Annotated in this window: 21 protein-coding genes and 1 riboswitch; of the genes, 10 read left to right on the forward strand and 11 right to left on the reverse strand. The window is 73.0% G+C overall.

All coding sequences use genetic code 11. From position 1 onward, the window contains the following. The first annotated feature begins 70 nt into the window (after window positions 1-70). The gene (locus KIS93_RS52260) at window positions 71-1,381 is read left to right on the forward strand and encodes an MFS transporter (protein ID WP_080037410.1); all 1,311 of its coding nucleotides are present in this window, start codon (window positions 71-73) and stop codon (window positions 1,379-1,381) included. Beyond that, entirely contained in the window at window positions 1,378-2,157 is a 780-nt protein-coding gene (locus tag KIS93_RS52265; protein WP_080037411.1) for an N-acyl homoserine lactonase family protein, read from the forward strand. Before KIS93_RS52260 ends, KIS93_RS52265 begins: the two co-directional genes overlap by 4 nt. Before the next feature lie 5 nt (window positions 2,158-2,162). Here the strand turns inward: KIS93_RS52265 and KIS93_RS52270 are convergent, their stop codons facing one another. The 6 genes from KIS93_RS52270 to KIS93_RS52295 form a co-directional block, all read right to left on the reverse strand. Next, the gene (locus KIS93_RS52270; RefSeq protein ID WP_080037412.1) at window positions 2,163-2,864 is read right to left on the reverse strand and encodes an ABC transporter ATP-binding protein; all 702 of its coding nucleotides are present in this window, start codon (window positions 2,862-2,864) and stop codon (window positions 2,163-2,165) included. Continuing rightward, window positions 2,861-4,666 (reverse strand): branched-chain amino acid ABC transporter ATP-binding protein/permease, encoded by a 1,806-nt coding sequence (locus tag KIS93_RS52275; RefSeq protein ID WP_080037413.1) that lies wholly within the window; start codon window positions 4,664-4,666, stop codon window positions 2,861-2,863. The genes KIS93_RS52270 and KIS93_RS52275 overlap by 4 nt, the downstream gene beginning before the upstream one ends. After that, window positions 4,663-5,532: a branched-chain amino acid ABC transporter permease gene (locus KIS93_RS52280; RefSeq protein ID WP_080037414.1), complete on the reverse strand. Its 870-nt coding sequence runs from the start codon at window positions 5,530-5,532 to the stop codon at window positions 4,663-4,665. Before KIS93_RS52280 ends, KIS93_RS52275 begins: the two co-directional genes overlap by 4 nt. A 1-nt stretch (window position 5,533) precedes the next feature. Next, window positions 5,534-6,676, reverse strand: a complete 1,143-nt coding sequence (locus KIS93_RS52285; protein ID WP_080037415.1) for an ABC transporter substrate-binding protein — start codon at window positions 6,674-6,676, stop codon at window positions 5,534-5,536. A gap of 110 nt (window positions 6,677-6,786) precedes the next feature. Continuing rightward, complete coding sequence (locus KIS93_RS52290) at window positions 6,787-8,502, reverse strand: thiamine pyrophosphate-binding protein (RefSeq protein WP_080037416.1); 1,716 nt, start codon at window positions 8,500-8,502, stop codon at window positions 6,787-6,789. Continuing rightward, window positions 8,499-9,947 (reverse strand): aldehyde dehydrogenase family protein, encoded by a 1,449-nt coding sequence (locus KIS93_RS52295; protein WP_155126672.1) that lies wholly within the window; start codon window positions 9,945-9,947, stop codon window positions 8,499-8,501. Before KIS93_RS52295 ends, KIS93_RS52290 begins: the two co-directional genes overlap by 4 nt. Before the next feature lie 413 nt (window positions 9,948-10,360). Between KIS93_RS52295 and KIS93_RS52300 the strand changes: the two genes are divergently transcribed. After that, complete coding sequence (locus KIS93_RS52300) at window positions 10,361-11,518, forward strand: CaiB/BaiF CoA transferase family protein (protein ID WP_080037417.1); 1,158 nt, start codon at window positions 10,361-10,363, stop codon at window positions 11,516-11,518. Continuing rightward, window positions 11,515-12,261: a citryl-CoA lyase gene (locus KIS93_RS52305; RefSeq protein ID WP_080037418.1), complete on the forward strand. Its 747-nt coding sequence runs from the start codon at window positions 11,515-11,517 to the stop codon at window positions 12,259-12,261. The genes KIS93_RS52300 and KIS93_RS52305 overlap by 4 nt, the downstream gene beginning before the upstream one ends. Before the next feature lie 78 nt (window positions 12,262-12,339). Here the strand turns inward: KIS93_RS52305 and KIS93_RS52310 are convergent, their stop codons facing one another. After that, window positions 12,340-14,478: an outer membrane protein assembly factor BamB family protein gene (locus KIS93_RS52310; protein ID WP_186404951.1), complete on the reverse strand. Its 2,139-nt coding sequence runs from the start codon at window positions 14,476-14,478 to the stop codon at window positions 12,340-12,342. A 174-nt stretch (window positions 14,479-14,652) separates the two neighbouring features. Between KIS93_RS52310 and KIS93_RS52315 the strand changes: the two genes are divergently transcribed. Beyond that, complete coding sequence (locus KIS93_RS52315; protein WP_080037420.1) at window positions 14,653-15,594, forward strand: ThuA domain-containing protein; 942 nt, start codon at window positions 14,653-14,655, stop codon at window positions 15,592-15,594. 28 nt (window positions 15,595-15,622) lie between these two features. On the opposite strand, the gene KIS93_RS52320 is transcribed toward KIS93_RS52315, so the two are convergent. Next, a complete protein-coding gene (locus KIS93_RS52320) occupies window positions 15,623-16,366 on the reverse strand; it encodes a helix-turn-helix domain-containing protein (RefSeq protein WP_186404952.1) in 744 nt (247 codons plus the stop codon). 79 nt (window positions 16,367-16,445) lie between these two features. Between KIS93_RS52320 and KIS93_RS52325 the strand changes: the two genes are divergently transcribed. The 5 genes from KIS93_RS52325 (at window position 16,446) to KIS93_RS52345 (ending at window position 20,188) form a co-directional block, all read left to right on the forward strand. Then, window positions 16,446-16,865 carry a VOC family protein gene (locus KIS93_RS52325; protein ID WP_080037422.1) on the forward strand — a complete coding sequence of 140 codons (420 nt, stop codon included), beginning with the start codon at window positions 16,446-16,448 and terminating at the stop codon, window positions 16,863-16,865. 75 nt (window positions 16,866-16,940) lie between these two features. Continuing rightward, window positions 16,941-17,324 carry a pyridoxamine 5'-phosphate oxidase family protein gene (locus KIS93_RS52330; RefSeq protein WP_080037423.1) on the forward strand — a complete coding sequence of 128 codons (384 nt, stop codon included), beginning with the start codon at window positions 16,941-16,943 and terminating at the stop codon, window positions 17,322-17,324. Then, on the forward strand, window positions 17,321-18,532 hold the full coding sequence (cbiE, locus tag KIS93_RS52335) for a precorrin-6y C5,15-methyltransferase (decarboxylating) subunit CbiE (protein WP_186404953.1): 1,212 nt from the start codon (window positions 17,321-17,323) through the stop codon (window positions 18,530-18,532). Before KIS93_RS52330 ends, cbiE begins: the two co-directional genes overlap by 4 nt. Further along, window positions 18,529-19,284 carry a precorrin-4 C(11)-methyltransferase gene (cobM, locus tag KIS93_RS52340; protein WP_080037424.1) on the forward strand — a complete coding sequence of 252 codons (756 nt, stop codon included), beginning with the start codon at window positions 18,529-18,531 and terminating at the stop codon, window positions 19,282-19,284. Before cbiE ends, cobM begins: the two co-directional genes overlap by 4 nt. 166 nt (window positions 19,285-19,450) lie before the next feature. After that, window positions 19,451-20,188 (forward strand): cobalt-precorrin-6A reductase, encoded by a 738-nt coding sequence (locus KIS93_RS52345; protein ID WP_080037426.1) that lies wholly within the window; start codon window positions 19,451-19,453, stop codon window positions 20,186-20,188. Between the two features lies 1 nt (window position 20,189). Here KIS93_RS52345 and cobJ read toward each other — a convergent pair whose 3' ends face one another. From cobJ to KIS93_RS63960, 3 genes are all read right to left on the reverse strand, one after another. Beyond that, complete coding sequence (cobJ, locus tag KIS93_RS52350; RefSeq protein WP_080037427.1) at window positions 20,190-21,818, reverse strand: precorrin-3B C(17)-methyltransferase; 1,629 nt, start codon at window positions 21,816-21,818, stop codon at window positions 20,190-20,192. Window positions 21,819-21,823: 5 nt separating this feature from the next. Further along, window positions 21,824-22,444: a precorrin-8X methylmutase gene (locus tag KIS93_RS52355; protein WP_080037428.1), complete on the reverse strand. Its 621-nt coding sequence runs from the start codon at window positions 22,442-22,444 to the stop codon at window positions 21,824-21,826. 546 nt (window positions 22,445-22,990) lie between these two features. Then, window positions 22,991-24,763, reverse strand: a complete 1,773-nt coding sequence (locus KIS93_RS63960) for a hypothetical protein (RefSeq protein ID WP_080037429.1) — start codon at window positions 24,761-24,763, stop codon at window positions 22,991-22,993. A gap of 20 nt (window positions 24,764-24,783) precedes the next feature. Then, a riboswitch (cobalamin riboswitch) is annotated at window positions 24,784-24,974 on the forward strand. The last annotated feature ends 32 nt before the right edge of the window (window positions 24,975-25,006 follow it).

A 25,006-nucleotide genomic window follows, 5' to 3' on the forward strand; every position in this document is an offset into this window, starting at 1 on the left:
TAATGTACGAACCAGTGAGTTAGTTTCCTGTAACCGCACTACCCCCCGACGTCACCCTGAGGAGCATATTGTGACGGTGCAGGGCAAACCCCGCAAAGCGGCCATTGCAGCCTGGATCGGCAGTGCCTTGGAGTACTACGACTTCTTCATCTACGGCACGGCCGCCGCGCTGGTCTTCAACAAGATCTTCTTCCCGTCCTCCTCGCCCGCCACCGGGACGCTGCTCGCCCTGGCCACCTTCGGCGTCGGCTACCTGGCCAGGCCGGTGGGCGCGTTCGTCCTCGGGCACATCGGTGACAAGTTCGGGCGCAAGCGGGTGCTGGTCACTACGCTGCTCATGATGGGCGGCTCCACGTTCCTGGTCGGCTGCCTGCCCACCTACGACCAGGTCGGGCTGGCCGCGCCGATCATGCTCGTGCTGCTCCGCCTGCTGCAGGGCTTCTCCGTCTCCGGCGAGCAGGCGGGCGCCAACTCCATGACGCTGGAGCACGCCCCCGAGCACCGCCGCGCGTACTACACCAGCTTCACCCTCAACGGCACCCAGGCCGGCCAGATCATCGCCACCGCGATCTTCCTGCCCATCGCCGCCCTCCCCGAGGAGCAGCTGCTGAGCTGGGGCTGGCGGGTGCCGTTCTGGCTGAGCGTGATCGTGGCCGTGGTCGGCGTCGTCATCCGCCGCACGCTGGAGGAGACGCCCGCCTTCGAGCAGGAGGTCGCCACCAACACGGTGGCGAGGATGCCGCTGGCCGTGCTCTTCCGCGAGCAGTGGCGGGACGTGCTGCGCGTCGTCGTCGCCGCGGTCATCGCCTCGGTCAGCACGATCTTCACCGTGCACGCCCTGTCGTACGCGGTCAACACGATGGGCCTGGAGCGCGGCCCGATGCTCTGGGTCGGCGTGCTGGCCAACGTCGCCGCCGTGATCACGATCCCGCTGTGGGGCAGGCTGTCGGACCGGGTCGGCCGCAAGCCGGTCTTCGTCGGCGGCTCGCTCGGCTGCGCGGTGCTGATGTTCGCCTACCTGTGGTCGATCTCCGCCGGCGACTACCTGCTGATCTTCCTGGCCGGCATCCTGATGTTCGGCGTCGTGCACAGCGCCACCAGCGCCGTGTGGCCCTCCTTCTACGGCGAGATGTTCACCACCCGGGTCCGCCTGTCGGGCATGGCGATCGGCACCCAGATCGGCTTCGCCATCGCCGGCTTCGCGCCCACGGTGGCCACGGCCGTGGCCGGCACCGGGCCGGGCAGCTGGCTCGGCGTCTCGGTCCTCACCGCCGTGGTGTGCCTGGTCAACGTGGCCGCCGTTGCGACCGCGCGGGAGACGTACAAGGTGCCGACCGGGCAGCTCGGGCTCAAGCTTCCGGCCGGACGGGTGAAAGTGTGAGCGCGCGGTACACCGTCCACGCCGTGCGTTACGCCCAGCGGGACGCACGGCGCGGCGAGCACTTCCACGGCCACGAGCCCGGCGGCGACAGCCCTCACCCGACCTCCTACTACGTCTGGGCGGCCGTCTCCGCCGAGCACACGGTCGTCGTCGACACCGGCATCGCGCCGGAGCGGGCGGCTCGCGTCCAGGGCCTCGACTACCGCTGCTCACCCGTCGAGGCCCTGGCCGAGCTCGGCATCGACGCCGACTCGGTCGACCACGTCGTGCTGACCCACCTGCACTACGACCACACCGGCACCGCCCGCGACTTCCCCCGGGCCCGCTACGTGGTGCAGCGGGCCGAGCTGGACTACTGGAGCGGCCCGTGGGCCGAGCGGATCACCCGCGAGCGCTGGCTGCTCGACGACGCCGACCTCGCCCACCTGACCTCCGCCGGGAAGGACGGCCGGGTGGACGTGGTGGACGGCGACGCCGTCGTGGCGCCCGGCCTGAGCGTGCACCTGGTCGGCGGGCACACGGCGGGCATGCAGGTGGTGCGGGTCGCGACCGCCCGCGGCCCCGTGGTGCTGGCCTCCGACGCCAGCCACTTCTACGAGAACATCGAGACCGACCGCCCGTTCCCGATCCTGCACAGCATGCCCGGCATGTACGGCGCCTTCGACCGCATCAAGGAGCTGGCCGGCGGCCCCGGGCTCGTGGTCGCCGGCCATGACCCCCTCGTGCTCGAACGTTTCCCGCTGCGCACCCCCGACGTCGCGGTGATCAGCCCGTAACAGGGTCAGAGGCCGAGGTAGATGCGCCGGACCTGCGGGTCGTCGCTCAGCTCGGCCGAGGTGCCGCTCGCGGCGATCTCGCCGTTCTCCATGACGAGGCAGGTGGTGGTGACGTCGAAGGTGAGCTTGGCGTTCTGCTCGACGAGCAGGATCGCCAGGCCACCGGCGTTGAGCTGCTTCAGCACGCCGGCGATGTCGCCGACGAGCTTCGGCGACAGCCCCATCGACGGCTCGTCGAGCAGCATCACCTTCGGCCGGCACATCATGGCCCGGCCGACGGCCAGCATCTGCTGCTGCCCGCCCGACAGCGCGCCGGCCAGCCGGCCGCGCATCTCGCCCAGCACCGGGAACAGCTCGTACACCTCGTCGATCGGGGTGCGCTTCCAGCTGCTGGTGTACGCGCCGAGCAGCAGGTTCTTCTCGACCGTGAGCCCGGGGAAGACGTGCCGGCCCTCGGGGACGTAGCCGATGCCGTGCCGCACCAGCGTGTGGGCGGGCGCGCGCAGCAGGTCGTGCGCGCCGAACCGGATGGCCCTGGCCTGGCGGGGCGCGAGGCCCATGATGGCCTTGAGGGTGGAGGACTTGCCGGCGCCGTTCGCGCCGATGATGCCGAGCGACTGGCCCGGCTCGACGGTGAACGACACGTCGTGGGCGGCGCGGACGCCGCCGTAGTGCACCGACAGCCCTTCGACGGTGAGTGTGCTCATCTGGTGGCCTCCTCGACGGCGGCTTCCGCGCTCTCCTCGGTCGGCGCGGCCATCGAGTCGCCGAGGTAGGCGGCGACGACGTCCGGGTGCACGGCGACCTCCGCGGGCGGGCCGTCGGCGATCACCTTGCCGCTGGACAGGACGGTGACCTGGTCGCACAGCGACATGACCAGCCCCATGTTGTGCTCGATGATGATCACGGTGACGCCCGCGTCCCTGATGGAGCGGACGATCTCGGCGAGCTGGCGCACCTCCTCGCCGTTCAGCCCGGCGGCGGGCTCGTCCAGCAGCAGCAGGTCGGGTGCCATGGCCATGGCGCGGGCCAGCTCGATGCGGCGCTGGATGCCGTACGGCAGCGAGCGCGGCTCGGCGTCGGCCACCTCCGCCAGCCCGAACCGCTCGATCAGCGCGCCGGCCCGCCGGCGCAGCGCCCGCTCGTAGCCCAGCACCTTCCACGGCACGCTCGGGTAGCGCCAGATCCACCAGGTGCGGGTGCGGTCCAGGCCGAGCAGCAGGTTCTCGCGCACGCTGAGGTCCTCGAACAGGCGCAGGTTCTGGAACGTGCGCGCGACCCGGCGCTGCGCGAGCCGGTACGGCGCCATCCCGGTCACCTCGCGCCCGCGCAGCAGCACCGCCCCCTGGCCGGGCGTGTAGAAGCCGCTGATCACGTTGAACAGCGTCGTCTTGCCCGACCCGTTCGGCCCGACGATGCCGCGGATCTGCCCTTCGGGCACGGTCAGCGACACCTCGTCGAGCGCGACCAGGCCCTTGAAGCGCATGGTGACGCCGCGGATCTCCAGCACGTCCGCCCCGCCGGCGCGGGCCGCCGCCTCGTATGGCTGGAACGGCCCGAGCTGAGCCCGCGAGCCGCCGCCGCGCCGGCGCAGCAGCGACCGGAGCTGGCCCGGCAGGCCCGCCAGGCCCTTGGGCGCGAACACCACCACCAGCACCACCACGAGGCCGTAGCCGAGCTGGGCGTAGCCGGAGGCGTCCAGCAGCGCCTCCCTGACCAACGACAGCGCGACCGCGCCGACGACGCAGCCGAGGATGCTGCTCCGCCCGCCGATGATCACCATGGCGAGCAGCAGGAACATGTTCGCGATGTTGAACGACTCGGGGGCGACGAAGCGGATCAGCCCGGCGTACAGGATGCCGGCCAGGCCGCCGTACAGGCCGGACAGCACGAACGCGGTCATCCGCAGCAGCGGGATCTCCGCGCCCAGCGCCCCGGCGGCCAGGTCGTCGTCCCGCATCGCGCGCAGGCGGCGGCCCAGCGGCGAGCGGACGACGAGCAGCGCGAACGCCAGCGCGACCGCGAAGACGACCAGCTCGACGTAGTAGAACAGGTAGCCGCTGGACAGGTCGACGCCGAACATGGGCGGCACCGGCAGGTCGCTGATGCCCTCGGCGCGCCCGGCGACGTGCGCGTTGGTGACCCAGTTGGTGAACGCCAGCGCCAGGCCGAGCGTGACGATGCCCAGGTAGTGCGACTGCATGCGCAGCGCGGGGATGCCGGCCAGCAGGCCGGCCACGACGGCCGTGACCAGGGCGAGCAGCGCCGCCGTCCAGAAGCCGAGGCCCGCCCGCGTGGTCAGGATGGCGACGGTGTACGCGCCGACGCCGAAGAAGGCGACCTGAGCGAGGTTGATCTGCCCGGCCACCCCCATGGTCAGGCCGAGCCCGACGGCCAGGATCGCGAAGATGATCGCGACGTCGGCGACGTGGATGGCGTACCCGCCCAGGCCGTACGGCAGCAGCCAGGCGGCCACCGCCGCGAGGATGATGAACAGGATGCGTCTCACGCGCGATTCACCGTGGCCTCTCCGAAGATCCCGGTGGGGCGGATCATGACGATGACGGCGAACACCAGGAACGTGACCAGCTCGGAGTACTCCTGGAAGTTGCCCGCGGCGAACGCGTCGAGCAGGCCGAAGGCCAGGCCGCCGACGATCGCGCCGGGCATGCTGCCGAAGCCGCCGAGCATGGCCGCGGCGAAGCCCTTGATGCCCAGGGTGCCGCCCATGGTCGGGTTCACGTACAGCATGGGGCCGATGAGGCTGCCCGCCAGCGCGGCCAGGCCGGCCCCGATGGCGAAGGCCATGGCGTTGCTGCGGCCGACGTGGATGCCGCACGCGGTGGCCGCCTGGTGGTCCATGGCGACCGCCTGCATGGCCGCGCCCCGCTTCGTGCGCTGCAGGAACAGCGCCAGCAGCCCGGTCGCGGCGGCCGCCACGGCGATCACCAGCAGGCTGTAGGTGGGGATGCGGATCCCGGCCACGTCGATCGGCCCCGTCGCGACCGGCGACGGCACGGCGTGCCCGGTCGCGCCCCAGACGAGGACCGCGCCCGCCTCCAGCACCGCGCCGAAGCCGATGGTGCCGATCAGCATGAGCGTGAAGTCCTTGTTCTCCAGCGGGCGCAGGAAGCGCTCGATGACCAGGCCGATCAGGGCCGTCACCGCGATGGCGACCACGATCGCGACCGCGAACGGCAACCGCGTGGCCAGGTAGAAGGTGGAGGCGGCGTACGCGCCGATCATGACGACGCTGCCGTGGGCGAAGTTGACCAGGCCCATGGTGCGGTAGACGATCGAGAAGCCCATCGCCACCAGCGCGTACACCGCCCCGAACGTGACCCCGCCGATCAGGGTCTGGAGGAGGACCTGCACGTCAGCTCGCGGCCTCGGGCACGACCTTGCCGTCCTTGACCAGGCCGATCTTGGTCTCGTGGATGCCGACGCCGTTGGCGTCGTAGGTGTAGGTGCCGAGCAGCCCGGCGCGCTTGACGCCGCGGATGGCGTCGGCCAGCTTCTGGCCGCCCTCGCCCCTGGTCTGCTTGAGCGCCTCGACGAGGATCGAGGCCCCGTCGTAGGCCTTGGCGACGTGCATGCGGGCCTCCTCGTTGTAGGCGGCCTTGTACTTGGCGGCGAACTCCTTGATCTCCGGGGTGGCCTCGTTGCTCAGGTAGGGGGAGCTGACGATCGTGCCTTCGGCGTTCTTCACGCCGGCGGTGGTGGCGTACACGTCGGTGCCGACGGGCGCGCCGCCCGCGAAGACGGCCTTGATGCCCAGCTCGCGGGCCTGCTTGGCGATCAGCCCCGACTGGACCTCCTCGGCGCCGATGAACAAGACCTCGGGGTCCTGCTCGCGGATCTTCGCGAGGTTGGCGTTGAAGTCCTTCTGGTCGGGGGTGACGACCTCGTCGGCGGCGGGGGTGACGTTCCTGGTCTTGAGGGAGTTGAGGAACGCGTCGTGCTCGCCGGCCCCGTAGGCGCCGTTGTTGCTGATCAGCGCGATCTTCTTCATGCCCTTGTCGTCGACGAGGTACTTGGCGAGCGTCTCGTCGAAGGTGACGCTGGTCGGCGCGTTGAGGAAGAGGAACGGGCTCTTCAGCTCGGCCAGCTTGGGCGACTGGCCGGAGGTGATGTTCGGGATCTTGGCGTCCTTGAGTATGGGGGCCATGGCGAGGGTGACCGCGCTCTCGGCGGTGCCAAGCATCGCGACGTACCCCTCGGCGGCGATCTTCCTGGCCACGTTGGTGCCCACCGTGGGGTCGCCCTGGCTGTCGAAGAGGTCGAGCTGGATCTGCCGGCCGTGCACGCCGCCGGCCTTGTTGGCCTCGTCGATGGCGAGCTTGACGCCCTTGTGCTCCCACTGGCCGAGCGAGCTGAGCTGGCCGCTCTGCGCGTTGACGTTCGCGATCTTGATGGGGCCGGTGGCGGTGGCGCCGGACCCGGCCTGCTGGCCGGGCGGGGCGCAGGCGGCGAGCGCCAGCAGGGCGGCGGCCGCGATGGTGGATCTCGTGAAACGCACGGTTCACCTCTAGGGGGGTGGGTGAGAGTTAATTCACGGACTAGTACGTTCGTTATAAGCGACGGGGCAAGCGGAGGGAATCTCGAACGTGCAACGGTTTGCGGGCCCGATCAGTCGGTGAACAGCCCCTGGTAGATGTCCTTGATGTTCCAGTGACCCGGCGTCGGCACCGGCTCGTTGACCATCGGCACGTCGATCACGGCCGGGCGCCGGCTCGCCGCCGCCGCGCGCAGCGCCGCCCCGAGATCGCCGGGCGCGGCGACGGTGTGGCCGTCGGCGCCGCACGCCCTGGCCAGCGCGGCGAAGTCCGGGCTGTACGGCCGCCCCGACGGATCGGTGAAGTCGCAGCCGTGGCTGCGGCCGAAGTGCGCCGACTGCAGGTCCGAGATCGTGCCGTGCGCGCGGTTGTTCATCACCACGAAGATCACCGGCGCGCCCTGCTCGACCGCCAGCGGCACGGCCGGCAGCTGCGCGCTCATGCCGCCGTCGCCGATCAACGCCACCACCGTCCTGCCCGGCCGCGCGAGCTGCACGCCGACGGCGGCGGCCGGCCCGAACCCCATGGTGGAGGCCCCGCCCGGCGTGATGAAACGGCCTTCCGCGGGCAGCTCGTAGCACTGGGCGACGCCGTTCTTGTTCCAGCCCACGTCCGTCACCAGGATCGTGTCCGGCGGCAGCGCGTCCCGCAGGTCGCGCAGGATGCGCTCGGGACGCAGCGGGAAGTCCGCGCTCGCGCCCCGCTCCCTGCTGGCCGCGAACAGCTCCGTGCGCGCCCGCATGATCTGCTCGCGCAGCTCCGCCCGCTCGCGCGCCGGATGCGCCAGCGCGGCTTCCGCGATCGCCTCCGCCGCGAGCCGCACGTCGGCCACGGCGCCGAGCTCCGCCGGGTAGTTGCGGCCGATCTCGGCCGGGTCGATGTCGATCTGGATCAGCGTGCTGCCGGAGAAGTCCCAGGTGAAGCGGGGATCCCAGGAGCTGGCGTCGGTCTCGGCGAACCGGGTGGCCAGCGCCAGCACCACGTCCGCCTCACGTGCGTAGGTGTTGGTCAGCTCCAGCCCCCAGAAGCCCGGCATGCCGATGACCAGCGGATGCGCGTCCGGCACCGTGCCCTTGGCCATGAGCGAGTGCGCGATGGGGATGTCGAGGTGCTCGGCCAGCCGCAGCAGCGGCCCGGCGTCCTCGCGCAGGCCGCCGCCCACGTAGATCAGCGGGCGCTCGGCGCCGGCCAGGCGCGCGGCGATCAGCTCGGCCGTCCCCTGCGGCAACGCCGGCGGGGCCGCGTGGCTGACCGGCGGGAACGGCGCGGCGGGCCGCGAGAAGACGTCCATCGGCACGTTGACCAGCACCGCGCCCGGCCGCCCCGACGTGGCCGTCCAGAACGCCCGCTCGACGAACCGGCCCAGGTCCTGCGCCCGGTGCACGTTCCAGGCCCGCTTGACGAACGGCCGGAACACGCTCGCCTGGTCCGCGTCGGCGTGCAGGTTGATCTCCTGGTGCGGATGCCGGCCGTGATAGTACGACGGGATGTCGCCGGAGATCACCACCAGCGGCACCGAGTCCAGCGCCGCCGTCATCACGCCCGTCGCGGCGTTCGTCAGGCCGGGCCCCACGTGCACGAGCAGCACGCCCGGCTTGCCCGAGGCGCGGGCGTAGCCGTCGGCGGCGTGCGCGGCGGCCTGCTCGTGGCGGGCGATGACGAACCGGATCGGGCTGTCGGCCAGCGCGTCCAGGACCGCGATGTTGGTGTGGCCGCAGGTGCCGAAGACGTACTCGACGCCGAGCGCCTCCAGCTGCCGGACCAGCGCGTGGGCTGCCGTGTCGGTCACTCGTCCCCCCAGATGGACAGGCCCTTGAGCATCAGGGTCTTGGTCACGGTGAAGTCCTCGATCATCCAGCGCGGCGACTCGCGGCCGATGCCCGAGTCCTTCACGCCGCCGAACGGCACGTGGTCGAGGCGGAAGTTCGACGAGCCGTTCACGACCAGGCCGCCGACCTCCAGCTCCCGCCACGCGGTGACGACGCGGCGCACGTCGTGGGTGAACAGCCCGGCCTGCAGCCCGTACGAGCTGCGGTTGCACTCCTCCAGCACCTCGTCGAACCCGTCGTAGGGCAGCACGGCCACCAGCGCGCCGAACACCTCCTCGCGCACCACCCTCGCCTCGGCGGGCGGGGCGACCACCACGGTCGGCGCCATCACGGCGCCGTCGCGGGTGCCGCCGGCGGTCACGCGGGCGCCCTGCCCGGCGGCCTCGGCCGTCCAGCGCACCACCCGCTCGGCCGCGTCGTCGTCCACCATGGAGCCGACGTCCGTGCCAGGGTCCAGGGGGTCGCCCACGGCCAGCGCCTTCACCTGCGTGGTCAGCGCGTCGGCGAACTCCTCGAACCGGGCCCGCTGCACGTAGACGCGCTGCACGGAGATGCAGCTCTGGCCGGAGTTGCTGTAGCCGGTGCGGGCGCACGCCAGCGCCGCCTCGGCGACGTCGGCGTCCTCGCACACGATGGTCGCGGCGTTCCCGCCGAGCTCCAGCATGACCCGCTTCGGCCCGGCCGCGTGCGCGACGGCGTGCCCGGCCGTCACCCCGCCGGTGAAGCTCACCACGGCGATCTCCGGCGCCGCGCACAGCCGCGCGCCCACGTCGGCGCCGCCGTGCAGCACCTGCACCGCCTCGACCGGCATCCCGGCCTCCAGCAGCAGCTCCACCAGCGCCGTGGAGACCGCGGGCGCCTGCGGCGGCGGCTTGACGATCGTGGTGTTCCCGGCCGCGAAGGAGGCGGCGAGCTTGTGGGCGAGCAGGTTCGCCGGGGCGTTGAACGGCGTGATCGCCAGCACCGGTCCGGCCGGGGCGCGCTGCGTGAGCGCCGTGTTGCCGACCCCCCGGCCCCAGCCCGCCACGGGCAGCACCTCGCCGCCGATCGCCCGGGCCTCGGCGGCGGCGACGGCCAGGGTGTCGGCGACGCGCAGCACCTCGCCGCGCCCGTCCTTGAGCGGCTTGCCCAGCTCCAGCGCCAGCAGCCGGGCCAGGCGCTCGCCCCGCTCGGTGACCAGGGCGGCGGCCCGCTCCAGGATTCCGGCGCGGGTGGCGGGCGCCAGCCGCGCGATCCGCCGGGCGGAGCGCCGGGCGTAGGCCAGGGCGGCGGTGACGTCCTCGGGCCGCGCGGTGCGGGCCCGGCTGACGGGCTCGCGTACGTACGGGCCGACGCGTTCGGCCTGCGGGCCGTCGGTGAGCCACTGCCCGGCCACCAAGGATCCGGCTTCGTGGATGGTGTTCATGATGACTCCCACTGAATCCGCTCAGCGGTTCTGATAATCCGCAGTGTGGATTGCCTCACGGTATGAGCCGGGCGAACGTTATGGCAAGAGCGTCGGGCGATCCGCTTGATGGAGCATATGGACCGCTGTGCGGACTCGGTGTTAGCGTACGGCCATGCCTTCGAACAACGGGGGTGTGCGCACAGCACGCCCGTGCGGGCCAGGTGCGCCCACGAGCTGGGAGCGCGGCACCGGGAGAGCGTCGACCTCTACGTGCCGCGCGACGTGCGCCGCGGCCCTGAGGCTGAGCGGCCCCACCGTCCGCTTCGGCGCGGACCGGGTGCGGGAGTTCGCCGCGGATCTGCGCGAGGCGGCCGAGCGGATGTCGCGGCGCGGGTTCGACCATCCTCTGACTTGACTCACATGGAGCGTGCATGCAGCAGTTGCCACTGGACGGCGTCAAGGTCGTGGACCTGACCAACGTGCTGGCCGGGCCGTACTGCAGTTACCAGCTGATGTTGTTCGGCGCGGAGGTGTTCAAGGTGGAGCTGCCCGGCACCGGGGACCTCGCCCGGCGCCTCGGCCCCGACCCCGAGCTCAACCAGGCCGGCACCGGCGCGTCCTTCCTGGCCCAGAACGCCGGCAAGAAGTCCGTCGAGCTCGACCTGAAGAGCCCCGCCGGGCGGGCCGCGTTCGAGTCGATGCTCGCCGGCGCCGACGTGCTGCTGGAGAACTTCAGGGCCGGGGTGCTCGCCAGGCTCGGCTACGGCTGGGAGCGCCTGCGCGAGCTGAACCCCCGCCTCGTCTACTGCGCCATCTCCGGCTTCGGGCAGAGCGGCCCGATGAGCGGCGCGCCCGCCTACGACCAGATCATCCAGGGGCTGTCCGGCATGATGAGCGTCACCGGCACCCCCGGCACCGCCCCGCTGCGCGTCGGCTTCCCCATCTGCGACACCGTCGGCGGGCTCATGGCCGCCCTGGCCGTCTCCGCCGCGCTGGCCGGGCGGCACCGCACCGGGCGCGGCTGCTTCCTCGACCTGTCCATGCTGGAGGCGTCCATCTCCGCGATGGGCTGGACCGTCTCCAACTACCTCGTCAGCGGCGTCGAGCCGGAGCCGATGGGCGACCAGAACGCCACCGCCGCCCCGTCCGGCACGTTCGAGACCGCCGACGGGCCGCTCAACATCGCCGCCAACCAGCAGGCCCAGTTCGAGACGCTGTGCCGGCTCGTCGGGCGGCCCGACCTGCCCGCCGACCCGCGTTTCGCCGGCCGCGAGGCCCGCAAGACGCACCGGCCGGAGCTCAACCAGGAGCTCAACCAGGCGCTGCGGGCCAAGACCGCGCTGGAGTGGGAGGAACTGCTCGCCGCGGAAGGCGTGCCCGCCGCCCGCATCCTCACCGTCCCGCAGGCGCTCGCCCTCGACCAGGTACGCCACCGCGGCTTCCTGACCGAGGTGCCCTTCCCCGGGGCGGGGGAGCGGCAGGTCACCGTCACCGGCAACGGCGTCGTCGTGGACGGCGTCCCGCTGCGCCCGCGCGGGCCCGCCCCGCTGCTCGGCGAGCACAACGCCGAGGTCGAGGCGGCCTCATGAGCACGCACGACGCCGCCGCCGACTGGTGGGGCACCGCGGTCTCGCGGATCGAGCCCGACGTCATCGAGCTGCGCGGGCAGCCCGTGCAGGACCTCATCGGGCGGATCGGGTTCGCCGAGCTGGTCTGGCTCATGCTGCGCGGCGAGCGCCCCGAGCCCCGGCAGGCGGCCCTGCTGGAGGCGGCGCTGGTCTCGTCGGTCGACCACGGGCCGCACGCGCCGTCCATCGCCGTCGCCCGGATGGCCGTCACCTGCGGGGTCGGCCTCAACAACGCCGTCGCCACCGGGGTCAACCTGCTCGGCGACGTGCACGGCGGGGCCGGCGAGCAGTGCGTCGGGCTGCTGGAGGAGATCGTCACGGACGGCGACGCCGCCGCCGTGGTCGCGCGGTGGCGGGCCCGCGACAAGTACCTGCCCGGCTTCGGGCACCGCTTCCACACCCGCGACCCGCGCCGCGACCCGCTGCTCGGCCTCGTGGAGCGGGCCGTTGCCGACGGGGTGGTGGCGGGCGCGCACCTGCGGGCCGCGCTCGACGTCGAACGGCTGATCGCGCCCGTGCCCATGAACATCGACGGCGCGACCGCCGTCGTCTACGCCGAGCTGGGCTTCCCCGCGCCCCTGGCGCGCGGCCTGTTCGTGCTCAGCCGCTCCGTCGGGATCCTGGCCCACGCGTGGGAGGAGAGCGGGCAGGGGCGGCGCAACAAGGGGCCGATCCCGCCGTCCATCCTGCCGACCTGGCTGTGAGCGGCACTCAGGACAGGGCGGGGCCAGCCGCCGGCGGGAGAGCGCGTCCGGGGGCGGCGGTTTCGCCGCCCGCTGAGCTCAGTAGACGACGATCTTGCCGGTGTTCTGCGGGAAGATCGCGTCGTTGTAGAAGAACTCGCCCGGCGTGTCGAAGGTGTGGGTGAACGACTGGCCGGGCATGAGGACGCCGGTGTCGAACTCGTACTCGAAGAACGAGACGGCGGCGTGCGCGAAGGCGTTGTCGGCCGGGTTGACGAACGTGACCGTGGTGCCCTTGGGCACCCGCAGGTGCTGCGGCGCCATGGCGTTCTGGGCGACGGTGTTCTCGGTCGCGCCCGGCCGCTGGTTCGCCGCGTCCCAGACCCGGCCGAGCGTGACCGTGGTGCCGGTGACGGCCGCCGCCCTGATGTCGTTGCGCCGCTTCGGCGGCGTCGGCGCGGGGGCCGGCGGCACCTTGCCGCCCAGCTTGAACGCCCACAGGTGGTCGCCCCTGGGGATGTCCGGGTACGGCAGGCCGTTGCCGCCCGCCAGCACCGCGACGTACTGCTCGCCGTCGATCTCGTAGCTGATCGGGCTGGTGTGCACCCCGGCGCCGCACTGGAAGCTCCACAGGACGCTGCCGTCGGTGTCGTCCATCGCGTGCAGCACCCCGTCCGGGCCGCCCTGGAACATCACCCGGCCCGCCGTCGTCAGGATGCCGTTGCCGTGGGCCAGCGACCACTCCCGGTCCAGCGTCCAGACGGGGGTGTTGGTGCGCGGGTCGACGGCCGCGATGCCGCCGGCGAAGTACTCGCCGAGCGGGCGGGAGGTGTTGACGCGCCCGTCGCGGCTGTTGGAGAAGCCGGAGTTGATCAGCCCGTAGCCGACGTAGATCCAGCCGGTGTGCGGGTTGTACGACAGGTGCGCCCAGTCGGCGCCGCCGCCCGCGCCGGGGAAGATGATCGTGGCCCGGTCCCAGTGCGGCGTGAAGAGGCCGCCCCAGGCGTAGAACGGCACCGGCCGCGTCGCCTTGCCGAACTCGGGCGCCTGCGTGATGAACGGCTTCCCGCCGGGGAACGGCTGCGTGGCCGCCGTCTTCTGCTTCGGGTGCTGCGGGACGGGCCGCTCCTCCATGCCGTGCAGCGGCTCGCCGCTCTCCCGGTCGAGGATGTAGAACATGCCGACCTTGCTGCCGTACACGACGGCCTTGCGCAGGCGGCCCTTGACCTTGATGTCGATCAGCACGGGCGCCATGACGTTGTCGAGGTCCCAGATGTCGTGGTGCACCGACTGGAAGTGCCACCTGCGCCTGCCGGTCTTGGCGTCGATGGCCACGATCGAGTTGGCGAACAGGTTGTCGCCGCCCCGGCTGGAGCCGTCCAGGCGCGGGTAGGAGCCGCCGAACGTCCAGTAGACGAGCCCGAGGTCGGGGTCCACGGCGGGGTGGATCCACGGGACGGCGCCGCCGGTCTTCCACGACTCGCCCTCCCAGGTGTCGTTGCCGAACTGGCCCTCGCCGGGGCACGACCAGAACGTCCAGGCGACCTCGCCGGTGGCGGCCTTCAGCGCGTACGCCCGGCCGCGCGCGCCGCCGGTGCTGCCCTGCATGCCGACGTAGATGAGCCCGTCCCAGTAGACGACCGCGCCGGCCAGCGTCCCGGTCAGCCCGCCGCACTGGCCGTTCTGCGGGTCGCAGCCGCCCGTGTCGCCGCCGCCCTCGCCGTCGGTGATGAGCTGCCGCTGCCAGGCGATCTCGCCGGTGTCCTGCTTCAGCGCGTAGACGATGTTGGCGCCGGAGGTGGAGAAGACCAGGCCCTCGCCGAGCGCGACGCCGCGCATGTTCGTCTGCTTGGTGCCCAGGTTCGTCTTCCACTTGACGGCGCCGGTCCTGCCGTCCACGGCGAAGACGTTCTGCTGGGTCGTCTGGACGTACAGGACGCCGTTCTGCACGACGCAGGTGCTCTGCTGGGCGGCCGACGTGCTGCCGCCCTCCAGGTTGACGTGCCAGGCGCCGCCGAGGCGCCGCACCGTGCGCGGCGTGATCTGCCTCAGCGGGGAGTAGTTGTGGTTGCCCAGGTTGCCGCAGACCTTGGGGAAGTCCTTGCCGGTCACGCCGAGTGCGGCCGGCTGCCGTTCCAAGGGCTCTGCGCGGGCCGGTTCTGCTTGGGCGGGCTCCGTGACGGCCGCGGAGGCGGTGAGGGTGGCCGCCGCGCCGAGGAGGAAGTTTCGTCGTTCCACGGGCACCAAACCTTCATGGTCCATCTGACGGACCGCTAGATCCGTACGACGGACGCACCATAAGTCCGGTCCGGCGGTGAAGGCAAGAGCTTGTCGGCGGAAAGATCCGCAGTTACGCTCAAGCCCCCGAGTGGACCAGTTGATCCATCTGGTGGATCGTCATGCGAGGTGCCCATGCGCAGCAAACTCTCCATCGCCGCCGCGGCCGGGGCAGCGCTCCTGCTGCTCACCGCCACCGCACCCGGCTCCGCCGCCTCCCCGGAACCGGCGCGCGACCTCGGCGACCCCGACTACGGCGTCTGCCGCGGCACCGACCCCCGCTGCTACCACGACTGGGGCAACTTCGACCCGGCCAAGGGCTACAAGCTGCTCGTCTACAGCCGCACCGCCGGCCCCCGCCACGCCCACCTCGGCACCCCGCTCGGCCCCGGCCTGAACCCGCCGCTCAACGCCGACAACGTCGCCGTCAAAGCCATGATCAAGCTCGGCCAGGAGAACGGCTTCACCGTCGACTACACCGAGGACGTCACCCAGCTCTCCTCGGCCGGCCGCCTGCTGAACTACAACGCCGTCATGTTCCTCAGCACCACCCGCGACGCCCTCGACGACGCCGCCCAGACCGCGCTGCGCCAGTACGTCCGCGCCGGCGGCGGCTTCATCGGCGTGCACAACGCCTTCGGCACCGAGTACAACTGGCCCTGGTACGAAGGGCTGCTCGGCAACGCCAACTTCTACGACCACGGCGCCAACCAGCCCGGCACCGTCGTCACCGTGAACCGCCGCGACGCCTCCACCCAGGGCCTGCCCCGCACCTGGGCCTTCACCGACGAGTGGTACAACCTCATCCCCGCACCCACCCGCGTCCGCGTGCTCGCCGAAGTGGACGAGAGCACCCTGGCCCAGGGCGTGCGCGGCAACCTCGGCCACCCCGGGCACGGCGAGCACCACCCCGTGAGCTGGTGCCAGTACTACGACGGCGGCAAAGCCTGGCTCACCACCCTCGGCCACGACGTCAAGGCGTGGACCGACGAGCCCATGGCAGGCGACCAGTACTTCGTCCAGCACCTCCTCGGCGGCGTCAAGTCCGTGCTGGGCCTCGCGCCCTTCTGCCGCTAGCCGTGCCGGGCCTCGCGCCCTTCTGCCGCTAGGCCGGCCCGCTCTCGACCTGCGTGAAGATGCACACGCCCGCCTCGCCGACCGTACGCAACAGGGAGAAGGTGAACCCGCCGGCCGTCACCGGAGCGAACTCCCGCACCGTCCGGCACTCCCACCAGTGCGCCGCCTCGGGCCGCTGCTCGTGCAGCAGCTCCACCACAGCGGCGGCCCGCGGATCGCCCGGGGCAAGACCGGTGCTCGCCCGGAAGTGCTCGTACAGGCCGCGCAGCACCGGCTCCACCTCCGGCCGGCCGGCGGCGGCCAGCGTGATCAGCAGGTTGCGCCGCTCGGCCGGCACGCCCGCCGGATCGCCCCAGAGCCGCCGGTAGGCGTCATTGCAGCCGAGGAGGTCGAAACGGGCGTCCACGGCGGCGGCCGGCGTCCGCGTCCAGCTCTCCAGGAGCGCCCGCGTCGGCTCGCCCAGCACCGCCCCGCCCGGCGCCGGGGGCGGCAGGAACCCCGCCAGCGCCAGCGTGTGGCGGTGCGCGTCGGCGTCCATGCCCAGCACCCGGCAGATCGCGTCGAGCACCTGCCGCGTCGTGCTCGCCCGGCCCTGCTCCAGCCACGTGTACCAGGCGACGCTCACCCCCGCCAGCGTCGCCACCTCCTCGCGGCGCAGCCCCGGCGTGCGCCGGCGCCCCGTGCCGCCCAGCCCGACGTCCTGCGGGCGCACGTGCTCGCGCGCCGCCCGCAGGTGCGCGCCCAGCTCGCGGCGCAGCGCGTCGTCGGTCATGAACGCGATCCTATGAGCCGTACTCATCCCATGAACCACCCCCTGCCTGCACCCGTGCCCTCCCCCTCACGCTGGAGGCATGACCGATCGACTGTGGCGCGAGCGCAACGACTCCTCCGGCCTGACCGAGCCCCGCGTGCTCATCCGGGTCTTCGTCGGCCCTGACGAGCTGGACGGGAGCATCGACTTCTACGAGCGGTTGCAAGGCGTGCGGGCCGACGCCCGCTTCGCCTTTCCGGCGGCGACGCTGGAGCTGGCCACCGTGGGGGCCTTCCTGATCATCGCGGGGGACGCGGAGGCGGTGCGGCCGTTCCGCGACACGGTGGGCACCCTGCTGGTGGACGACGTGCGGCCGTACTACGAGCGGCTGGTGGCCGAAGGGGCGGAGATCGTCTTTCCCCTGCAGGAGGTGCCTACGGGGGCGGGCTTCAACGCCAGGCATCCCGACGGGACGGTGGTGGAGTACGTCCACCACCGCCCCACCCCTGACGGGCGTTGAGCGACCCCCGGGGGCCGTCGCCTCGTCGATGCGGGCCTATACGATGTGCCTCGCTGGAATCACCCGAGGAGGATCGTGAACCTGGCCGAGCAGGGCAGCGCGTTCGCCGCGTTCTGGCAGGAGCGGCACCTGTGCACGCTGTCCACCGCGCGCCCCGGCGGGCCGCCGCACGTGGTGCCGGTGGGCGCGACGCTGGACCTGGAGGCCGGCGTCGCCCGGGTGATCACGTCGGGCACCTCCGCGAAGGCCAGGCTCATCGCCGACGGCGCCTCCGTCGCGTTGTGCCAGGTGGACGGCCGCCGCTGGTCCACCCTGGAGGGCCGGGCCGTCGTCCGTACCGAGCCGGAGGAGGTGGCCGACGCCGAGCGCCGCTACACGGCCCGGTACAAGCCGCCCCGCCCCAACCCCGCCCGGGTCGTCATCGAGATCCGGGTGACCCGCGTCCTGGGCAACGTGTGATCACCGTCGCCGGCATCGGCGCCGACGGCTGGGACGGGCTGCCCGACGCGGCGCGGCGCGCCCTGGAGTCCGCCGAGGTCGTCATGGGCGGCCCTCGCCACCTGGATCTCCTGCCCGCGTCCGTACGGGCGGAGCGGGTGGCGTGGCCGTCCCCGCTGCTCCCGGCGCTGCCCGGCCTCATCGAGCGGCACGCGGGGCGCGAGGTGTGCGTGCTGGCCAGCGGCGACCCCATGTTCTACGGCATCGGCTCCACCCTGGTCCGACTCGTGGGCGCGGCGGGCGTCCGGGTGCTGCCGCACGTGTCGTCGCTGTCGTTCGCCTGCGCCCGCCTCGGCTGGCCGGTCGAGCAGGTCGAGACCGTCAGCCTCGTCGGCCGCCCGCCCGAGACGCTCAACGCCGCCGCGCTGCCCGGCCGCCGCATCGTCGTGCTGGGGGCCGGGCCCGGCACTCCGTCCCAGGTCGCCGCCCTGCTGACCGCCCACGGGTACGGCCCGAGCGCCATGACGGTGCTGTCGGACCTGGGCGCGGCGACCGAGACGATCCAGCACGGCACCGCCGGCACCTGGGCCGGGCCCGCCGCGTCCCCGCTGCACGTGATCGCCGTCGAGTGCGTCGCCGGCCCGGACACCGAGCCCATGGCCCTGGTGCCGGGGCTGCCCGACACCGCGTACGAGCATGACGGGCAGCTCACCAAGCGCGAGGTCCGCGCGGTCACCCTGTCACGGCTCGCCCCGCTCCCCGGCGAGCTGCTGTGGGACGTCGGCGCCGGCGCCGGCAGCATCGCCGTCGAATGGATGCGCAGCCACCCCACGTGTGCCGCCGTCGCCGTCGAGAGCAGGCCCGACCGCGCCGCCGCCATCCGCCGCAACGCCGCCCGCCTCGGCGTCCCGTCCCTGCGCGTCGTCGAAGGCACGGCCCCGGCCGCGCTGGACGGGCTGCCCGCGCCCGACGCCGTGTTCGTCGGCGGCGGCGTCACCGCCCCCGGCCTCCTGGAACGCTGCTGGTCGCACCTGCGCCCCGGCGGCAGGCTCGTCGTGAACGCCGTCACCCTCGAATCCGAAGCCCTCATCGGCCAGTGGTACGGGCGGCTCGGCGGCGACCTCGTACGCCTGGCCGTGCAACGAGCCTCCCCGGTGGGCGGCTTCACCGGATGGCGGCCCGCCATGCCGGTGACCATCTGGTCCCTGACCAGGAAGGACGACACGTGACCGTGTACTTCATCGGTGCCGGCCCCGGCGCCGCCGACCTGATCACCCTGCGCGGGCTGCGCCGGCTGCAGACGGCCCCCGTGTGCCTGTACGCGGGCTCGCTCGTACCCCGCGAACTGCTCGACTCCTGCCCGCCCGGCACCAGGCTCGTCGACACCGCCGACCTGAACCTCGACGAGATCATCGCCGAGCTGGTCGCCGCCCACCGCGCCGGGCATGACGTCGCCCGGCTGCACTCCGGCGACCCGTCCGTCTTCAGCGCCGTCGCCGAGCAGATGCGGCGGCTCGACACGCTCGGCGTGCCGTACGAGGTGGTGCCGGGCGTGCCGGCGTTCGCCGCGGCGGCCGCCGCGCTCGGCAGGGAGCTGACCGTGCCCGGCGTCGGCCAGACCGTCATCCTCACCCGCACCTCCGCCCGGGCCACCCCCATGCCGGAGGGCGAGGACCTGGCCACGCTGGGGGCGAGCCAAGCCACGATGGTGCTGCACCTGGCCGTGCAACGCATCGACCAGGTCGTCGCCGAGCTGCTGCCCTCGTACGGCGCCGACTGCCCCGCCGCCGTCGTCGCCCGGGCCAGCAGGGCCGACGAGATCGTCCTGCGCGGGACGCTGGCGGACATCGCGGACCAGGTCCACGCGGCCGGCATCCGCCGCACGGCCGTCATCGTCGTCGGCCGCGTCCTGTCCGCCACCCACTTCCCCGACAGCCACCTCTACAGCGCGGCCCGCGACCGGGCGCTCGGGGGATCCTGATGCCGTACGGGCGGAACCTGGCGCGGGGCTCGGCACGGGGGCGCGGGATGCGGATGCCGTACGACTGGGATCCGGCGCGTGGCCGGGAGTTGACGTGCGGCCTGAAGCTGGCGTGTGGCCTGAAGCTGGCGTGCGGCCGAGAGCCGGTGCGCGGCTGGGAGTCGGCGTGCGGCGGGTCCTGATCCTTGGGGGCACGGCCGAGGCGCGTGCGCTCGCCGCCGAGCTGACCGCCCTTCCCGGCCTGCACGTCGTGTCGTCGCTGGCCGGACGGGTGAACAACCCGCGCCTGCCCGTGGGCGAGGTGCGCGAGGGCGGCTTCGGCGGCCCGGACGGGCTGGCCGCCTACCTGACCGACGAGCACATCGACGCGCTCGTGGACGCCACGCACCCGTTCGCCCAGCGCATGACCGCGTCGGCCGCCGCCGCCTCGGCCGCCACCGGCGTGCCGCTTCTGGTCCTGCGCCGGCCCGGCTGGCAGGAGAGCGCGGGCGACACCTGGCAGCGGGTGGACTCCCTCCAAGCCGCCGCCGCGCTGCTCCGGCCCGGCGCGAGGGTGTTCCTCACGACGGGCCGCCGCAGCCTCCCCCTTTTCACCGGCCTCCTCGGGGTGTGGCTGCTGGCCCGGTCCGTGGACCCGCCGGAGCCGCCCGTCCCGCCCAACGTGCACGTCCTGCTCGACCGGGGCCCGTACACCGTCGAAGGCGAGCGCGCCCTCATCCGCGAGCACGCGCTCACCGTGCTGGTCACCAAGGACAGCGGCGGCACCCTGACCGCCGCCAAGCTCACGGCCGCCCGCGAGCTCGACCTGCCCGTCATCATGGTGAATCGCCCGCCCCTCCCACCCGGCGTCCACCTCGTGGACACCGTGGCGGAGGCGGCGACCTGGGCGGCGACCCAGACCTGACTCACGGATAACGGCGAGGCGTGTAGACCAGCCCGCGATCGGTGACCCGCGTCGTGGAGGAGCCGACGATCAGCAGGCAGCGCATGTCCACCTGCCCCGGATCCAGCTCACCCAGCGTCGTGACGGTCACGCTCTCCTCATCACCCCCCACGTTCCGCCCGATCACCACCGGCGTGGCCGCGTCCCGGTGCTCCAGGAGCAGGTCACGGGCCGCCGCGAGCTGCCACGTCCGGCTGCGCGACGCCGGGTTGTACAGCGCCAGCACGAGATCCGCCCGCGCCGCCGCCGTCAGCCGCCCGGCCACCACCTCCCACGGCTTGAGCAGGTCGGACAGCGACACCACGCAGTAGTCGTGCCCCAGCGGCGCCCCGACCCGGCTGGCCACCGCCTGCGCGGCCGTCAGCCCGGGCACGATCCGCACCGGCACGTCGGGGAAGTCCTCCGCCGCCTCCATGATCGCGCTCGCCATGGCGAACACCCCGGGGTCCCCCGACGACACCACCGCCACCCGGGCGCCGTCGCGGGCCAGCTCCAGCGCGTGCCTGGCACGCTTGGCCTCCACCCGGTTGTCGGTACGGTGGCGGCGCTGACGCGGGTTCGGCGGCACCCGGTCCACGTACGGGCCGTACCCGACGATGTCGGTGGCGGCGGCCAGCGCCCCCTGGGCTTCGGGCGTCAACCACGACCGCCCGGCCGGCCCCAGCCCCACCACGAGCACTTCCCCCGGCCCTTCGCCGTGCGCCGCGCCAGGCACCTCAGCCCGTACCAGCCCCGGCGTGTCACCCCGCACCGGCCCCGGCGTGTCACCCCGCACCGGCCCCGGGGTGTCACCCCGGACCGGCCCCGGCACCACGCCAGGCGGCTTCTCGCGTGAGGCATCGGCCGCCACCGCTTCGGGCATTTGGAACGCGCGCTCGGCAGGGCTGGTGAGCAACGCCAGCGAGAAGTACGGCACGCCGTCGGCATCCACGTCCTTCAACGGCGCGACCCGCTCGGCCCCCATCGTGGCGCGCTCGACGTACCAGGCGTCGTCCAGCCGCCCGGCCTCTGCCAGCGCGTCGCGTACCTTCCCGAACGTGCGGCCTAGCTTGAGCACCGCCGCCGAGTCCGTCTCCCGCAGCCGCTCCGCCAGCACCTCGGCCGGCAGTGTGCCGGGCAGCACGGTCAGCACCTCGTCCCGCTCCACCAGCGGCCGGCCGAGCACGGCGGACGCGGCGCTGACGGACGTCACGCCCGGCACCACCTCGGTCTCGTAGCGGTGCGCGAGCCGCTTGTGCATGTGCATGTACGAGCCGTAGAACAGCGGATCGCCCTCGGCCAGCACCACCACGGTGCGCCCGGCGTCCAGGTGCGCGGCCAGCCGTTCCGCGCAGTCGGCGTAGAAGTCGTCGAGCGCGCCCTGGTAGCCGCCGGGATGGTCGGTGGTCTCCGTCGTCAGCGGGTACAGCAGCAGCTCCTCGATCTGGTCCCCGCTCATGTACGGCAACGCGATCGAACGGGCGATGCTGCGGCCGTGCCTGGCGGCGTGATACGCGATCACGTCGGCCTCGCCGATCAGCCTGGCCGTCTTCACCGTGACCAGCTCCGGGTCACCGGGGCCCAGGCCGACCCCGTACAGGCGTCCCTTCATCGTCCTCATTCCGTCTCGTCCGCGATGGCGTTGACCGCCGCCGCCGTCATCGCACTGCCGCCGCGACGGCCGTGCACCACCAGGTGTTCCAGGTCGCTGGCGGCCAGCGCCTGCTTGGACTCCGCCGCGCCGATGAACCCCACCGGCACGCCCAGCACCGCCGCCGGCCGTCCCGCACCCTCCGCCACCAGCTCCAGCAGCCGGAACAACGCGGTCGGCGCGTTCCCGATCGCCACGACCGCGCCGTCGAGCCGGTCCCGCCACAACTCCAGCGCGGCGGCACTGCGCGTGGTCCCCAGCCGCTCCGCCAGCTCCGGCACGCGCGGGTCCGGCAGCGTGCACAGCACCTCGTTCCCGGCGGGCAGCCGGCGCCTGGTCACGCCGGAGGCGACCATCATGGCGTCACACAGCACGGGCGCGCCCGCCCGCAACGCCTCCCGCGCCCGCACCACCACCCCCGGCGACCAGGCCAGGTCGCGAACGAGGTCGGTCATGCCGCAGGCGTGAATCATCCGCACCGCCACCTGAGCCACCTCGGGCGGCAGGCCGGTGAGGTCGGTCTCGGCGCGGATGGTCGCGAACGAACGCCGGTAGATCTCGGCGCCGTCACGGATGTAGTCGGTCACGGGTGCTCTTTTCCGGTGGCTGTGTCATCACGGTCGCCTCGCTTGAAGCCGCCGCCGAGCGGTGGCGACGGCCGTCATCGGCACCGCCGCTCGCGCCCGACCGCCGCCGCTCGCACTCGACCGCCGACGGCCGCGCTGGCCGCGCAGGTCGACAGGTCGGCAGGTTGCGCAGGTTGTGCGGCTGATTGTGCGGCTGATCGTGCAGGTAGTGCAGGTCGGCTGATCGTGTTGATCGGCTGGTCGTGCAGGTCGGTAGGTCGCGCTGGTCGCACACGTTGTGCGGCTTGGTAGTGCCGGTCGGTGGGTCGCGCTGGTCGCGCACGTTGTGTGACTGGTAGTGCAGGCCGGCTGGTCGCACAGGTAGCGCAACCGCTTGGTCATGCAGGCCTGCTGGTCGTACAGGTAGCGCAACCGCTTGGTCGTGTAGGCCGGTAGGTCGTGCAGGCCATGCAAGTTGCGCTGGTCGTGCAGGTGGGCACTGGTCGTTGGCTGGGTCCCTCGCCGATATCGTGCGGGTTGACGGGAGCCGACCGTCGGCGGCGGGCCTCACTGGGGCTGCCGGCGGTAGCCGTCGCCGGTGGCGATCACCTCGACGACCCGGCCGCGTGGTAGGCCGCAGCGCCGTTCGCAACCGGCCCAGTGGACGGGCGTCTCGGGGGCGCGGTCCAGGCCCTCCACCCAGCGCCGCGCGTCCGCCTGCACGTCCGCCAGCGCCTTCCCGCAGCCGGGACGGCCGGTGCACGCGGTGACCCCCGCCCAGGGCGAGGCCGGATCGGTGACGAGTCCCGCGTCCGCGAGCGCCCGCTCCGCACGGTCCGCCTCGGCGGGGGAGAGGTCGAGCAACACGGCGGTCCGCCACGGAGTGAACCGCACGGCGGGACCGCTGTCGGCGAGAACCCGGAGTTGAGCGGGCGTCAGCCTCCCGAGCGGCACCAGCACCTCCAACGCCACCCGCCCATCCCGCTGCACCACCCGCCCAGCCCTTCGCAGTCCGTGGGCGGAGTCGTTGGTCGCTGCCTGGATCGCCGGTCCGATGGCCGGATCGTTGGTCGGGTGCTGGATCGTTGGTCCGGTGATCGGTCCGCTCGTCAGCGCGCGAACGTCTGGGTTGGTGGTCAGGCGGGCGGTGATGCGGGCCGGGCCGTTCTCGAGCTCCTGGATGCGCCAGGCGAGCGGGGCGTCGTCCGGACGTTCGTCGAGGAACGCCTCCGCAGCGGCGATCATCAGTGGCACGGCGGCCTCGGGCCCGCAGGTCAGCCCTGTGTCGCAGCCCGCCAGGAGCAACCGTCCCCCGCCGGAGCGACCGTCCCCCTGTGCGTCACCGGAGGGCGCGTCGGCGTGCGGGTCGGCGGAGCGTCCGCTGGCGTGCCCGCCGCCGGAGCTCCCGTCCGCGTGCGCGTCGCCGGAGCTCCCGTCCGCATGCGCGTCGCCGGAGCGTGCGTCCACGTGCGCTTCGGCGGAGCGTCTGCCGGTGTGCCTGCCGCCGGAGCCTTCGCCCGTGTGCATGTCACCGGAGGGCAAGTTCGCGTGCGCGTCGCCGGACGGTGCGTCCATGTGCATCTCGGTGGAGTGTCCGCCGGCGTGCGCCTCGCCCGCGCGCGTCGCGCCAGAGCGTCCGTCAGCGTGCGCACCGGAGCGTCCGTCAGCGTGTGCGCCGGAGCGTGCGTCCGTGTGCGCTCCGCCGGAGCGTCCGCTCGCGTGCGCCGTTCCGAAGCGTGCGTGCGCCTCGCCCGAGCGTGCGTCCCGGAGTGCGGCGCTGGAGGGTGCGTTGTCCCAAGGTGGGATGGTCGGCGCTTCATGGAAGTGCGTGGGGCGCGGCGTGGCGGCAGCATGGTTTGCCACGTACGTCACGTCCGCCCCGAGCCCCGCCACGTCGCCCGTGCCGTCGTCCACCGCGAACAGGAATCGCCCAGGCAGCCCCGCCAGCCGAGGCCGGGAGCACAGGGCCTGGTCGAGGGCGTGGACCAGGGGGGTGGGGTCCAGTGATCCGCCGGTGCGCCGGCCGCTCAGGGGGGAGGCGATGATGTTGCGGACGCGTTCGTGTGCGGGGGATGGGAGCAGGCCCGCCGTTGCGAGGTGGTCGGCGAAGGCGGTGGGGGAGTGGAGGCCGCGGACCTGGAGGTTCGCTCGTGAGGTGAGTTCGAGGACGCCGGAGCCGAATTTCTCGGCGCAGTCGGCGAGCGTGTGGAGCTGGGCGCGGGACGCGGCTCCGCCGGGCAGGCGGACGCGGGCCAGCGGGCCGTCGGCGGCCTCGTGTACCTGTAGCGCGCCCGGACAGGCGTCAGGACGGGTCCGTCCGGAAAAGTCGGCTATGGACACGAAGAGGATGGTAACGCCAGTTCTGGTGGAGGCCGGTCTTGCCGTAGTCTCCTCGTAGGCGACGGCAAGGGAGGAAGCCGGTGTGAAACCGGCGCGGTCCCGCCACTGTGACCGGGGAGCGAGCCCCACCGCAGGCCACTGCCCGGCGACGGGTGGGAAGGCCGGGGTGAGCGCGGATCCGGGAGCCAGGAGACTCCTGCCGTCGCGTCACCCGCGACCGGGGCGAGGACCCCGAGGGAGGAA

This window comes from [Actinomadura] parvosata subsp. kistnae (genome assembly GCF_900323885.1).
Taxonomy (GTDB): Bacteria; Actinomycetota; Actinomycetes; order Streptosporangiales; family Streptosporangiaceae; genus Nonomuraea; species Nonomuraea composti.

Excerpts from the sequence above, each read along its gene's own strand:
- KIS93_RS52325 (WP_080037422.1), top strand. The coding sequence starts at position 16,446 with ATGACCGATCGACTGTGGCGCGAGCGCAACGACTCCTCCGGCCTGACC.
- KIS93_RS52295 (WP_155126672.1), bottom strand. The coding sequence starts at position 9,947 with ATGAACACCATCCACGAAGCCGGATCCTTGGTGGCCGGGCAGTGGCTC.
- KIS93_RS52300 (WP_080037417.1), top strand. The coding sequence starts at position 10,361 with ATGCAGCAGTTGCCACTGGACGGCGTCAAGGTCGTGGACCTGACCAAC.
- KIS93_RS52305 (WP_080037418.1), top strand. The coding sequence starts at position 11,515 with ATGAGCACGCACGACGCCGCCGCCGACTGGTGGGGCACCGCGGTCTCG.
- KIS93_RS52315 (WP_080037420.1), top strand. The coding sequence starts at position 14,653 with ATGCGCAGCAAACTCTCCATCGCCGCCGCGGCCGGGGCAGCGCTCCTG.
- KIS93_RS52320 (WP_186404952.1), bottom strand. The coding sequence starts at position 16,366 with ATGACCGACGACGCGCTGCGCCGCGAGCTGGGCGCGCACCTGCGGGCG.
- cobJ (WP_080037427.1), bottom strand. The coding sequence starts at position 21,818 with ATGAAGGGACGCCTGTACGGGGTCGGCCTGGGCCCCGGTGACCCGGAG.
- KIS93_RS52270 (WP_080037412.1), bottom strand. The coding sequence starts at position 2,864 with ATGAGCACACTCACCGTCGAAGGGCTGTCGGTGCACTACGGCGGCGTC.